At 62.5% G+C, this 13,871-nt stretch carries 9 protein-coding genes; 5 read left to right on the top strand and 4 right to left on the bottom strand.

The genetic code is table 11. From position 1 onward, the window contains the following. Window positions 1-5: 5 nt before the first annotated feature. Window positions 6-1,208, bottom strand: a complete 1,203-nt coding sequence (locus D781_RS04240) for an MFS transporter (protein ID WP_015671073.1) — start codon at window positions 1,206-1,208, stop codon at window positions 6-8. 138 nt (window positions 1,209-1,346) lie between these two features. Between D781_RS04240 and D781_RS04235 the strand changes: the two genes are divergently transcribed. The 5 genes from D781_RS04235 (at window position 1,347) to D781_RS04215 (ending at window position 9,408) form a co-directional block, all read left to right on the top strand. Further along, complete coding sequence (locus D781_RS04235) at window positions 1,347-3,092, top strand: IucA/IucC family protein (protein ID WP_015671072.1); 1,746 nt, start codon at window positions 1,347-1,349, stop codon at window positions 3,090-3,092. Further along, window positions 3,089-4,042: a GNAT family N-acetyltransferase gene (locus D781_RS04230; RefSeq protein ID WP_102024954.1), complete on the top strand. Its 954-nt coding sequence runs from the start codon at window positions 3,089-3,091 to the stop codon at window positions 4,040-4,042. The genes D781_RS04235 and D781_RS04230 overlap by 4 nt, the downstream gene beginning before the upstream one ends. After that, window positions 4,039-5,787: an IucA/IucC family siderophore biosynthesis protein gene (iucC, locus tag D781_RS04225; RefSeq protein ID WP_015671070.1), complete on the top strand. Its 1,749-nt coding sequence runs from the start codon at window positions 4,039-4,041 to the stop codon at window positions 5,785-5,787. Before D781_RS04230 ends, iucC begins: the two co-directional genes overlap by 4 nt. Further along, window positions 5,784-7,112 carry a lysine N(6)-hydroxylase/L-ornithine N(5)-oxygenase family protein gene (locus tag D781_RS04220; protein ID WP_015671069.1) on the top strand — a complete coding sequence of 443 codons (1,329 nt, stop codon included), beginning with the start codon at window positions 5,784-5,786 and terminating at the stop codon, window positions 7,110-7,112. The genes iucC and D781_RS04220 overlap by 4 nt, the downstream gene beginning before the upstream one ends. Window positions 7,113-7,209: 97 nt before the next feature. Then, window positions 7,210-9,408: a TonB-dependent siderophore receptor gene (locus D781_RS04215; RefSeq protein ID WP_015671068.1), complete on the top strand. Its 2,199-nt coding sequence runs from the start codon at window positions 7,210-7,212 to the stop codon at window positions 9,406-9,408. A 41-nt stretch (window positions 9,409-9,449) separates the two neighbouring features. Here D781_RS04215 and D781_RS04210 read toward each other — a convergent pair whose 3' ends face one another. The 3 genes from D781_RS04210 to dalD all read right to left on the bottom strand — a co-directional run bounded on the left by D781_RS04210 (window position 9,450) and on the right by dalD (window position 13,641). Continuing rightward, window positions 9,450-10,730, bottom strand: coding sequence for an RbtT/DalT/CsbX family MFS transporter (locus D781_RS04210; RefSeq protein WP_015671067.1), 1,281 nt, complete (start codon window positions 10,728-10,730; stop codon window positions 9,450-9,452). A 70-nt stretch (window positions 10,731-10,800) separates the two neighbouring features. Continuing rightward, a complete protein-coding gene (gene xylB, locus D781_RS04205) occupies window positions 10,801-12,264 on the bottom strand; it encodes a xylulokinase (RefSeq protein ID WP_015671066.1) in 1,464 nt (487 codons plus the stop codon). Window positions 12,265-12,273: 9 nt separating this feature from the next. Continuing rightward, window positions 12,274-13,641 carry a D-arabinitol 4-dehydrogenase gene (gene dalD, locus D781_RS04200; RefSeq protein WP_015671065.1) on the bottom strand — a complete coding sequence of 456 codons (1,368 nt, stop codon included), beginning with the start codon at window positions 13,639-13,641 and terminating at the stop codon, window positions 12,274-12,276. Window positions 13,642-13,871 lie beyond the last annotated feature (230 nt).

Here is a 13,871-nt window from a genome sequence, read left to right as displayed (position 1 = left end):
CTCGTTTATTTTTCTCGCCGGCGCCATAGCCAGCCGCTTACGCCGCCCAGCAGGACGGCCATCGCCAGCGCCGCCGCAATCAGCTGCGACTCGCCGTAAAATTTCGCCACCGCCGGCACCATCAGTGCGCTCAGCCCGTAGCCCAGCGTGTGGCTGGTGGCAATCACGCCGGAACCTTTGCCGGTAGAGAGTTTGTCATTCAGCAGCAGCTGGTAGCCCGGCGTGGCCATCGCCGCGCCGAATGACGTCAGCGCACAGCCCAGGTAAAACAGCGCCAGCGGCTGCGCGCACATCAGCGCCAACCCTACCACCATCAGCGACGCGGCAATTAGCAGCAGTTGCGCCGGCGGAAAACGCTGGGGCCGCACCACCAGAAACTGCGCCAGCAGCGTGCAGCCCGCCGCCACGCTCAGCAGGATCGCGACGTGGTGGCTGACCACCGTTGCAGAGTGCTGGAACAGCCGGGTCAGATGCGGCGCCAGCCCCAGTTGCATCAGGCTGACCGCCGCCGCCAGCAGCAGAGCGCACAGCAGATACGGCAGCATATGCCACTGTAAACGGTTTTGCTGCTGCGCCACCGGCGGCAGCGGCGGATCGTTCTGCTGCCGGCACACCACCAGCAGGGCCAGCAACGGCGCCAGCGCCATCAGCCACAGCGGCGCCATCGGATGCAACGAGAGCGCCAGCGCCGCGCACAGCGGCCCCAATAGGCGGCCGCAGCTCAGCCCCGAGCTGATGGTGGCCAGCGCCGCCATGCGTCGCTCGTGACCGGCGCGCTGCAGCGCCCAGGTCTGGCTAGCGGGCACCATGCCGGATACCGTCAGGCCGTAAATGACGCGCGCCGCCACCAGCGCGCCCAGCCCCGCCAGCGAGGGCAGCCAGCCTGCCGCCAGCCCCCATACCGCCAGCGCCAGCAGCGCAAAGCTGAACAGATAGCCGCCCAGCGCCATCAGCACCACATACTTGCAGCCGCGCACTTCGCACTGCCGTCCCCAGTAGGGAGAGCCGACTAAAAACAGCATCGAACCGAGCGTCAGTAACCCCGCCCAGACCGACAGTGACAGATGGGTCATGCTGACCAGCACCGGCAGCGCGACCAATAAACCATTTTGCCCGATGCCCAATAAACCGGCGCAGAACGCCAGGGGCCAGTTGGCGGGCGCGCTTTTGGCGCCGGCAAGGAGATCGGGTTGTGGGGATAGGCTCATGAAAAGTAAAGTAACCGTTAAGAAAGTAAGAGTTATATGTTTGGTTTATGATAAAAATTGTACCATGGGATTATTGTGAATGTTAACCATTCTTGATATAAGAATCATTCTCAATTGTTTCATAGTGAATCTGGGATCATGACTATTCAGTTTGCAACCGCAAAGACCGATGTGGCTGCGCAGTGTTTTCTCAACGCATTAATGCGCGAAACCCGGGATTGGCAAGTTATTCCGGCTACCGACCACCAGCAACATCCTCAGTTACATATTCCTCTTAATCAGCATCAGGCGATCCGCATTAATCTGCGCTACACCTCACCGACGCAGCACCACCACTACCTGTTCCCGGCCACGCTGCATCAGTCAGATGACGGCCAGGCCACGACGCTCAGCGTTGAGCAACTGGTGGATCTGCTGTTGGCCAAGCCTGCGGTAAAAGGCGAACTGAACGACCAGACCGTGGCGCAGTTCCGCCAGCGCGTACTGGAGAGCCACGACAATACGCAGCAGGCGATCGCCGTACGCCTCGACTGGCCGACGCTGCGCGACCGGCAGCTGAACTTCGCCGAGGCGGAACAGGGACTGCTGGTCGGCCATGCGTTTCACCCGGCGCCGAAATCCCACGAACCGTTTAACCCGCAGCAGGCGCGGCGCTATCTGCCGGACTTCGGCGCGCGCTTCCCGCTGCGCTGGTTTGCCGCCGATAAGCGCGTGGTGTGCGGCGACAGCCTGACGCTGACGCTGCAGCAGCGCCTGCAGCGCTTTGCTGCCGAAAGCGCGCCGCAACTGCTGGCGCACTTTACCGACGACGTCTGGCTGCTGCCGATGCACCCGTGGCAGGCCGACCATCTGCTGGCCCAGTCGTGGTGCCGTGAGCTGGTTGAGCAAGGACTGCTGCGCGATCTGGGCGAGGCCGGCGCACGCTGGCTGCCGACCAGCTCCTCCCGCTCGCTGTACTGCGAAACCAACCGCGACATGATCAAATTCTCCCTCAGCGTGCGCCTGACCAACTCGGTGCGCACGCTGTCGGTCAAAGAAGTCAAACGCGGTATGCGGCTGGCGCGGCTGGCGCACACCGATCGCTGGCAAACGCTGCAGGCGCGTTACCCCACCATGCGCGTGATGCAGGAGGACGGCTGGGCCGGCCTGCGCGCCGCAGACGGCCAGATTCAGGAAGAAAGCCTGATGGCGCTGCGGGTCAACCTGCTGTTCGATCGCCCGGATACGCAAACCAACGTGCTGGTGACGCTGACCCAGGCCGCGCCGGACGGCGGCGATAGCCTGCTGGCGGCGGCGGTGCGCCGCCTGGCCGCCCGTCTTGATCTGCCGCTGGCGCAGACCGCCCGCTGCTGGCTGGACGCCTACTGCCGACACGTACTGCTGCCGCTGTTCAGCGCCGAGGCGGACTACGGCCTGGTGCTGCTGGCGCACCAGCAAAATATTCTGGTGGAAATGCAGCAGGATCTGCCGGTCGGCATGCTGTACCGCGACTGCCAGGGCAGCGGCTTTACCTCCGACGCCACGCCGTGGCTCGATCAGATCGGCGAAGCCGAGGCGGAAAACCGCTTCAGCGAACAGCAACTGCTGCGTTACTTCCCTTATTACCTGCTGGTGAACTCTACGCTGGCGGTCACCGCCGCGATGGCCGCGGCCGGTTTTGACAGCGAACAACAGCTGATGGCGCAGGTGCGCGACGCGCTGGCCGGCCTGCGCGCCACGGCGCGCAACACCCGCTGCCTGGACTACGTGCTGGACAGCAGCCACTGGAACTGCAAAGGCAACTTCTTCTGCTATCTGCACGATCACAACGAAAACACCATCGTCGATCCCGCGGTGATCTATTTCGACTTCACCAACCCGCTGCGCGCGCAGGAGGATAAATAATGTCGATCGCCAAACTGATGCATGCCGCCGGCGGCTTCCGCTGCGAAACGCTGGGGCAGAATCTGCCGCTGGGCCTCGGGCTGGACGGCAGCGCGGTGCTGCACCCGCCGGGCGTCGCCCTGCCCGCCGGCTGGCTGGTACAGGCGCTGGACCAGCTGCTGGTCGCCGCGCCGCAGCTGACCGGCATCGCCCTGCCGTATGCCGCATGGCGCGAAGAGCCGCAGGCGCAGGCGCTGTTCGCCCTGGCGCACGGCGACTATCTGGCGCGCGAAACCTTTTATCAGCTGCCGCTGTGGCTGACGGCGCCGCGCGCGCCGGCTGACGGGCAGATGCAGTACGACGCCGAGCGCGAACTGTGGTTCCCGCAGCGCCCGGCGCGTCCGCAGGGCGAGGTCTACCGCCGTTTCGATCCGCAGATTAAGCACACGCTGAGCTTCCGCCTGCCGGACGTGGCGCAGGACGCCGAACGCTTCACCCGCTGGATGAACGCCCCGCGCGTCGCCGCCTTCTGGGAGATGACCGGCCCGCTGGAGCAGCAGGCCGCCTACCTGCAGCGTCAGCTGGATTCCAGCTACTGTTATCCGCTGCTGGGCTGCTTCGACGACCAGCCGTTCGGCTATTTCGAAGTTTACTGGGCGGCGGAAGATCGCATCGGCCGCCACTACCGCTGGCAGCCGTTCGATCGCGGCCTGCATATGTTGGTGGGCGAAGAGTCATGGCGCGGCGCGCAGTTTATCCGCAGCTGGCTGCGCGGGCTGACCCACTATCTCTATCTGGACGAACCGCGCACCACCCGCGTGGTGGCCGAGCCGCGCGCCGATAACCAGCGCCTGTTCCGCCATCTGCCGGCGGCCGGCTATCAGACGGTGAAGGAGTTTGATTTCCCGCATAAGCGTTCGCGTCTGATCGTCAACCAGCGTCACGACTTCTTTCAGGGGCAAGCGGTATGAATCTCACGGAATACGCGGACTGGCAGCACGTTAACCGCCAGATGATCGCCAAGATCCTTGCGGAGCTTGAGTATGAGCGCACGCTGCGCGCCGAAGCCGAGCAAGACGGTTGGCGCATCACGCTGGGGGATGCGGTTTACCGCTTCCGCGCCCGGCGCGGCATCTGGGGCTGGCTGCATATCGACGCCGATTCGCTCTCCTGCGGCGACCAGCCGCTGGCGGCGGACCAGACGCTGCGTCAGCTGGCGCAGGTGCTGAACATGAACGACGCGCAGATCGCCGAGCATCTGGAAGATCTGTACGCCACCCTGCGCGGCGATCTGCAGCTGCGGGCGGCGCGCCACGGCATGAGCGCTCAGGATCTGATTGCGCTCGATCCCGACGAGCTGCAGTGCCTGCTGGCCGGCCACCCGAAGTTTATCTTCAATAAGGGCCGCCGCGGCTGGGGTCTGGAGGCGCTGCAGCGCTATGCGCCGGAGTATCAGGGGCAGTTTCGCCTGCATTGGGTGGCAGCGCGGCGCGACAGCTTTGTCTGGTGCGCCGACGACGACTATCCGCTGGATAACCTGCTGGACAGCGTCATGGACGTCAGTGAGCGTCAGCGTTTCGACCGCCGCTGGCGTGAACTGCAGCTGACGCAGGATTGGATCCCGCTGCCGCTGCACCCGTGGCAGTGGCAGCAGAAGGTCGCCCTGCACTTCCTGCCGCAGCTGGCAAGCGGCGAACTGGTGGAACTGGGCGAATTCGGCGACGACTATCTGGCCCAACAATCGCTGCGCACGCTGACCAACGTCAGCCGCCGCTCGGCCTTTGATATCAAGCTGCCGCTGACCATTTACAACACCTCCTGCTACCGCGGCATTCCCGGCAAATATATCGGCGCCGGCCCGGCGGCCTCCCGCTGGCTGCAGCAGATCTTCGCCGCAGACGGCACGCTGCGCGCCAGCGGCGCCCAGATCCTGGGCGAACCGGCGGCCGGCTACATGGCGCACCCGACCTACGCCAGCCTGCCGCAGGCGCCTTACCGCTATCAGGAGATGCTCGGCGTGATCTGGCGCGAGAACCCGTCCGGCTATCTGCAGGAAGGCGAACAGGCGATACTGATGGCGACGCTGATGGAAACCGACAACCACGGCCAGCCGCTAATCGCCGCCTATATCGAACGCTCCGGCCTCAGCGTCGAAGCCTGGCTGAGCCAGATGTTCCGGGCAGTGGTGATCCCGATGTACCACCTGATGTGCCGCTACGGCGTGGCGCTGATCGCCCACGGTCAGAACATCACGCTGGTGATGAAGGATCACGTGCCGCAGCGCGTGCTGCTGAAGGATTTTCAGGGCGATATGCGCCTGGTGGATCAGGAGTTCGCCGAAGCGGCGTCGCTGCCGCAGTCGGTGAAGGACGTCACCGTGCGCCTGCCGGCCGACTACCTGATTCACGACCTGCAGACCGGCCACTTTGTCACCGTGCTGCGCTTTATCTCGCCGCTGATGGCTGCTTGTCAGCTCAGCGAGGAACGTTTCTATCAACTGCTGGCGACGGTGCTGCAAGACTATATGGCGCAGCACCCGGACATGGCGGAACGCTTTGCACTTTTCAGTCTGTTTAAACCACAAATTATTCGCGTGGTGCTCAACCCGGTGAAACTTACCTATTCAGAACACGATGGCGGCAGCCGTATGTTGCCGAACTATCTGCAGGATCTGGATAACCCGCTTTATTTGGTCACCAAGGAGTCTGCCCAATGAATCAGCCCCTCGATTTCATCGGCATCGGTATCGGTCCGTTCAACCTCAGCATTGCCGCGCTGGGCAGCGAAGTCGCCGGTTTCAACAGCCTGTTTCTTGAGCGCAAGCCGCATTTTTCCTGGCATCCGGGCATGATGGTGCCGGACTGCCATATGCAAACCAGCTTTCTCAAGGATCTGGTCAGCGCGGTGTCGCCGACCAATCCGTACAGTTTTCTCAACTACCTGGTGAAGCGCAAAAAGTTTTACCGCTTCCTGACCACCGAGCAGCGCACCGTATCGCGCGAAGAGTTTGCCGACTACCTCGACTGGGCGGCCAACGGGCTCGAGTCGCTGGCGTTCAGCCAGGAGATTGAACAGGTGGCCTTCAACGATCAGCAGCGGCTGTTTGAGGTCACCACCCAGCGCGGTATGTTCCAGGCGCGCCACGTGTGCCTCGGCATCGGTAAAAAACCGCTGCTGCCGGCCTGCGTCAGCGAGCAGAACGATCGCTGCTTCCACGCCAGCGAAATGGCGCTGCGCAACCCGGATCTGGCCGGCAAACGCGTCACCGTGGTCGGCGGCGGCCAGAGCGGCGCCGATCTGTTCCTGAATATTTTCCGCGCTGAATGGGGGCAGCCGGTGCAGCTCAACTGGGTGTCGCGCCGCAATAACTACAACGCGCTGGACGAAGCGGCGTTCGCCAACGAGTACTTTACGCCGGAGTATGTGGAGAGCTTCTACACCCTGAACGACAGCGCCAAACAGCGCATGCTGACGGAGCAGAAGATGACCTCGGACGGCATCACCACGGAATCTCTGCTGGCGATTTACCGCGCCATGTATCACCGCTTTGAAGTGCTGCGCGAAACGCCCTGGGCGCGCCTGCTGCCGAGCCGTTCGCTGGCGGCGATGCAGCCGCAGGGCAACGGCTACCAGCTGGTGACCCACCACCATCTCGATCAGGGCAAAGAGACCTTTGACAGCGACGTGGTGATTTTCGCCACCGGCTATCAGCCGGAGCGCCCGGCGTTTCTGGCGCCGCTGGCCGGGCGGCTGCAGCTGACCGAGGATGACAACTATCGCGTGGCGCCGGACTTTACCCTGGCGTGGGACGGCCCGGCGGAAAACTGTCTGTTTGCCGTCAATGCCGGCATGCACAGCCACGGCATCGCCGAACCGCAGCTGAGCCTGATGGCCTGGCGCGCGGCGCGCATCCTCAACCGGGCGCTGGGCCGGGAAGCGTTTGATTTAACGGCAACCCCGTCGCTGATCCAGTGGCGCAGCCAGCAAGTCGGAGAAACCTCACGAAATAGTCAATCTATGCTGAATTATTCCGAATTTTAGTTTTTAATATCCATCCCTGCGGCGGACAAGACGCGCGAAGCCGCGTCGCCACAGGGATGCGCAATAATCACAACCATGGGAAAGATTGGGAATAACGATGAAACGCAAGCACCTCTGGATACTGAATCCCTGCCTGCTGGCCATGCTGGCGCCGGCCGCCTGGGCAGACGATCAAAAAAATGAAGACCAGTTGGTGGTTTCCGCCAACCGTATGCACCGCAGCGCGGCGGAAATGGCGCAGACGACCTGGGTGATTGAAAGCCAGGAAATTGAACAGCAGGTGCAGGGCGGCAAAGAGATTAAAGAGATCCTCGCCCAGCTGATCCCGGGGATGGACGTCAGCAGCCAGGGGCGCACCAACTACGGCATGAACATGCGCGGCCGTTCGATGTTGGTGATGATCGACGGCGTGCGCCAGAACTCCTCGCGCACCGACAGCCGCCAGCTCGACTCGATCGACCCGTTCAACATCGACCATATTGAAGTTATTTCCGGCGCCACCTCGCTGTTCGGCGGCGGCAGCACCGGCGGCCTGGTGAATATCGTCACCAAAAAAGGCCAGCAGGAAAAACAGGTGGAGCTGCAAATCGGCGGCAAAACCGGCTTCGGCGGCCATAACGACCATGATGAGAACGTGGCGGCGGCGGTCAGCGGCGGCAACGAGCACGCCTCCGGGCGCCTGTCGGTCTCCTACCAGCGCTACGGCGGCTGGTACGACGGCAAGGGCAAAGAGGTATTGATCGACAATACCCAGACCGGCCTGCAATATTCCGACCGCATCGACGTGATGGGCACCGGCACCCTGAATATTGATGACCACCAGCAGCTGCAGCTGACCACCCAATATTACAAAAGCCAATCTGACGGCGACCACGGCCTGTACCTGGGCGAGAATTTCTCGGCGGTCACCGGCAACGGCCAGGCCTCCAACAGCGGCAACCTGAATTCCGACCGTATCCCCGGCACCGAACGCCATCTGATCAACCTGCAGTACTCCAACACCGACTTCTGGGGCCAGGATCTGGTGGCGCAGGTCTATTACCGCGATGAATCGCTAACCTTCTACCCGTTCCCGACCCTGAGCAAACAGGGCGACGTCACCAGCATCGGCGCATCGCAGCAGAAAACCGATTTCTACGGCGGCAAGCTGACGCTGAACAGCAAGCCGGTCGACGGCCTGACGCTGACCTACGGCGTCGACGCCGAGCATGAAAGCTTCAACGCCAACCAGCAGTTCTTCGATCTGGACAAGGCGAAGCAGTCCGGCGGCATGGATCTGCAAAACAGTTACAACGTCGGCCGCTACCCCGGCTACACCACCACCAACCTGGCGCCGTTCCTGCAGGCCAGCTATGACATTAACCCGATCTTCACCCTGAGCGGCGGCGTACGCTATCAGTACACTGAAAACAAGGTGGATGACTTTATCGGCTACGCGCAGCAGCAGGGCATCGCCAACGGCCTGGCCAACTCCGCCGACGCCGTGCCGGGCGGTAAAACCAGCTACAATAATGCGCTGTTCAACGCCGGTCTGTTGGCGCACCTGACCGAGCGTCAGCAGGTGTGGTTCAACTTCTCGCAGGGCTTTGAGATCCCGGATATCGCCAAATACTACGGCTCCGGCAACTATGATCTGGTCAACGGCCACTATCAGCTGAAAAACAGCGTCAACGTCAATGACTCCAAGCTCGACGGCATCAAGGTCAACGCTTACGAACTGGGCTGGCGCTACACCGGCGACAATCTGCGCACCCAGGTAGCGGCTTATTACTCGCTGTCTGACAAGACCATTTCGATCAATAAGACCGATATGACCATCAACCTCGACGACGACAAGCGCCGGATTTACGGTGTGGAAGGGGCGGTGGACTACTTCTTCGACGACAGCGAATGGAGCGCCGGCGCAACCTTCAACCTGATCAAGTCGCAGACCAAGGTTGACGGCAAGTGGGAGAAACTGACCGTCGACAGCGCCAGCCCGTCGAAAGCCACCGCTTACGTCGCCTGGGCGCCGGGCGACTGGAACCTACGCGTGCAGTCGCAGCAAACCTTTGACGTTTCCGACGCCGACGGTAAAAAAATCGACGGCTATAACACCGTCGATTTCCTGGGCAGCTACCAGCTGCCGGTGGGGAAAGTCAGCTTCAGCGTCGAGAACCTGCTGGACAAAGACTACACCACCACCTGGGGCCAGCGGGCACCGTATCTGTACAGCCCGACCTACGGCGCGCCTGAGCTGTATAGCTATAAAGGCCGCGGCCGCACCTTTGGTCTGAACTATTCGGTACTGTTCTGATCCCTGCCTGACCGGGGGCGCACCGCGCCCCCGCATTTCCCTTATGACGAGATACCGGCGGTTTCGCCCTCGCCGCTTGCCTGACGGCCAATGCCCGGCTGCTCGACGCGAATCAGCGGACAGAGGAAAAACGCCAGCACGTACAGCACCGTGTACGCCACTACTACGCCGATGGTACTGAAGTACGGCAGCAGCACCACCGCAATCGCCGGCGCCAGGAAGTTCGACAGCCCGGCGGACAGGTTGTACACCGAAATCGCCGCGCCTTTATGCTTCGGCTCCAGCGCCGGGAACACCGCCGCCATCGGCACGAACGCCGCCACGAAGATCCCCAGCGCAATCGCCGGAATCAGCGCCATGGCGAAGTTATGGCCGAAATGCTGCGGAATGTAGTAAAACGCCAGGCTGGAGAGCGCCATCCCTACGCAGCCGAACCAGCGCACCACCTTCATCCAGCCCATTTTCTCCGCCACAATGCCCCAGAATACGTTGGAGAAAATGGTGGTAAAGAAGAACACCGCCCACACCTGCAGCCACTCCGGCGTGGTGAAGCCCAGCTCATCGACGAACATCAGCGGCATGATGACCGCAAAACCGAACAGCGACAGCGTGTTGATGATGCGCACCATGCTGGAGAACAGAATGCTGCGGTTGGTGTACAGCAGCGTCACCGCGCGGCTCAGCTCGCCGAACTTTTCCCGGGTGGTAAGGTTGCGCATATGGCGCGGCGTTTCGGTATTGCGCAGCGCCACCATCGAGATAATGCCGCCGATCACGCAGAACACCAGCGCCAGCCACAGGGTGCCCAGTTCGCCGATCTGCGGAATGGTAAAGCTCGGGATATAGCTGCCGAGCACGCCGATGCCGATCGAATACACCGCCCAGAACCAGCCCAGCGCGGAGCTTGCTCTGTCGCTCGGCACGTTATGCACGATGGCGACGATAAACGCGTACAGGAACAGCGGATAGGCCAGCCCGCGGATGCCGTAGAACAGCAGAATCAGCGGATAGTTGGCATTGCCCAGGCCGAACACCAGGAACAGCACGTGGAAAACGCACCACATAACAAAACCGATCAGCATGGTTTTCTGCGGCGTGATAATCTCCGCCACGACGCCGGAGATCCAGGCGGCCAGCGCCGCCGCCAGCCCGTACAGGGTGAAGGCGAAAGAGGCCTGCGCCGGCGTGAAGCCCAGCTCTTTAATGTAGTGCGACAGGAAGGCCAGCTCGAAGCCGTCGCCGGTCATAAAGACCGCAATGGCGATATATCCCCATATCAGATTCAGGGGCAGTCCGAGCCACTGTTTGTTATTTACCGACATAATGACCTCGTTTTCAGGGTACTGAGGGCCGCTCTCCGCGAGCGGCCGCGATGTATTATTGTTATTAAAATCAGTGCTTACGGTAATTCAGGTCGTTGACATACAGCGCGTTGAACTGCGCATGGCGCGCCGTCAGCCGCTGATGCCGCGCCGGATCGGGACGCCAGGTCTGAAACACGTCCGGCTTGGCGCACACCGCCGCCAGCGGTTTGCCGGCCGCCAGACAGGCCAGACGCGCCGCGCCGAGCGCGCCGCCGGTTTCGCCGCCTTTATGCGTCACCACCGGCAGGTTCAGGGTATCCGCCAGCAGCTGCGCCCAGAACGGGCTGCGGGCGCCGCCGCCCACCAACGAGCACTGTTCGATTCGGGTGCCGCTTTGCGTAAGCACCCGCAGGCCGTCCGCCATGCCGAAGCTCACGCCCTCCAGCACCGCATAGCCCATCAGCGCGCGCTGGCTGGCGTGATTCAGCCCCCAGAACATACCGCCGGCATCCGGGTCGTTATGCGGCGTGCGCTCGCCGGACAGGTACGGCAAAAACAACGGCGCGGCGGCTTTTTCTTCCTCGCTCAGCTGGGCAATCTCTTCCAGCAGCGCGCTTTCCGTTACCCCCACCAGCCGGCAGAACCACTGCAGACAGCTGGCGGCGCTGAGCATCACGCTCATCTGATGCCACAGATTCGGCAGTACGTGACAGAAGGCGTGCACCGCCGACTGCGGCGCCGGCCGGTAGGCGTCGGTGACCACAAACAGTACGCCGGAGGTGCCCAGCGAGATAAACGCATCGCCCGGCGACACCGCGCCGACGCCGATGGCGCTGACGGCGTTATCCCCGCCGCCGCCGGCCACCGGCACGGACGGGTTCAGCCCCCAGCGTGCGGCCAGCTGCGGCTCCAGCGTGGCGGAAACCTCACAGCCTTCCACCAGCGCCGGCATATGGCGTCGCGACAGGCCGCACTTGGCCAGCAGCGCGTCAGACCAGTCGCGGCGCGCCACGTCCAGCCACAGCGTGCCGGCGGCGTCCGACATATCAGAGATTTTCTTACCGGTCATGCGGTAGCGCAGGTAATCCTTCGGCAGCAGCACCGTCGCGGTGCGGGCAAAATTCTCCGGCTCATGACGGCGCACCCACAGCAGCTTCGGCGCGGTGAAGCCCGGCATCGCCAGATTACCGGCCACCTGATGCAGCTCCGGCGCGATCTCTTCCAGCTCTACGCACTCCTGCGCGCTGCGGGTGTCGTTCCACAAAATGGCCGGGCGAATCACCTCGCCGCCGTCATCCAACAGCACCGCGCCGTGCATCTGCCCGGACAGGCCGATCGCCTTGATGGCGGACCAGTGCTGACCGCACTTTTCCCGCAGCGTGGCCATCAGGTAGTCCGTAGCTTCCCACCAGGCCTGCGGCGCCTGTTCCGACCAATGTGGCTGCGGCCGCTGAATGGTCAGCGGCGCGCTGTGGCTGGCGACAATCGCGCCGTTTTCATCCACCACCAATGCCTTGACTTCGGATGTGCCAAGATCGATGCCTAAATACATAGCCGCCCCTCAGTTAATCAGCGCGTAAACCGCGGCAATCTTCTCGCGCAACAGCGCGGCAAAATCGGCACGCTGCGTCAGTTCGCCAAACAGCGCGCTATCCTGCGCATAGGCGGCGATCGGATCGTCCGCTTCGAACATCGCATGCACCGCCGGCGCATTGAGGATGCCGTCCTGATAGTCGTACGGCAGCGCGCCCTGATGCCACTTCTCCATAAACACGAAGAACAGCGCCGGCAGCATGGCGGTGGCCTCCGGCCGTACGCCGCGCTGGTAGCACTCCTGCAGGGTAGGCGCGATCATCGCCGGGATCTTGGAGAAACCGTCCGCCGCCACCCGCTGGTTGGTATCCTGAATATGAGGATTGGTGAAGCGCTTGAGCACTACATCGCGGTAGGTCGGCAGATCGATGCCGTTGTCCCCCAGGCTGGGGATCACGTCCTGCGTGACGTAGCGGTCGGCAATGGCGTAAACCGCCGGGGTCAGCGTGCTCTCATGGATATATTGCTGGCCGAGCAGCGTGCCGGCCCAGGCGATGCAGCTGTGTGAGGCGTTAAGAATGCGGATTTTCGCCTCTTCGTAAGGGATCACCGACGCCACCAGCTCCACACCCACCGCGGCCAGATCCGGGCATCCGGCGCGGAAGTTGTCTTCCACCACCCACTGGATAAAGCTCTCCCCCATTACCGGCGCCCGGTCGTCGATCCCGGTTTGCGCCTTAATGCGCGCCGGCAGATCCGCCGCCGGACGCGGCGTGATGCGGTCAACCATGGTGTTCGGGCAGCTGGCGTTGGCCGCCAGCCAGTCGCTGACCGCGCTTTTGCCGCTCAGCTGCAGGAACTCCGCCAGGCCGTCGCGGAAGCGGTCGCCGTTGTGGCGCACGTTATCGCAGCTCAGCAGCGTCAACGGCCCGGCGTTTTGCGCCATGCGCTGCTCCAGTATTTTGGTCACCGCGCCGTAAATAGTTTTGCAGCCGCCGTTCAGGTCAGCCGCCAAATCGGCATTGCCCACGTCCAGCCGGTGGCTGGTGTCCAGGTAGTAGCCGCCTTCGGTCACGGTGAAGGCAATCACCTTGGTCTGCGGCCGGGCGCCCTCGTCAATCAGCGGCTGCAGATCCGGCTGCCACGGCAGCAGTTTGCGGATCGAGGCGATCTCCTCATACTCGCGCTCGCCGTCCGGGCTGACGGTTTCCAGCACGTAGCGCCCGTCTTGCGCCGCCAGCGCCTGTACCACCTGTTCGGCATCGTTACGGATATTACCGGCGGCGATATGCCAGCGTTGGTCGCCGGCGGCGATCAGGCGGTGCAGATACCACGCCTGATGCGCGCGGTGAAAAGATCCCAGGCCGATATGCAGCCACGTATTTTGATCGTTCATGGTTCAACTCCCCAGTGCGGTTATGCTGCTCACTGTAGATGATCATTTGAGTTGAATAAGAGCCGTAGATCACAAAAGAGCAAAAGACCAACAAAATTACATATGACCAGAACCGAGCAAATAACTTGCCTGAAGACATTGCTATCGACACAATGAGGCTCATATTTCGTCAGGCGTTGCCCGTTCGCATTGCGTGGCTATGGCTGCAGTACGGCGGCAGTTACTTGAGG

Origin of the sequence: Serratia sp. FGI94 (assembly GCF_000330865.1) — a bacterium.
Taxonomy (GTDB): Bacteria; Pseudomonadota; Gammaproteobacteria; order Enterobacterales; family Enterobacteriaceae; genus Serratia_B; species Serratia_B rubidaea.
The sequence above is the reverse complement of the archived record's forward strand: the minus strand, read 5'-3'. Positions and strand labels throughout refer to the sequence as shown.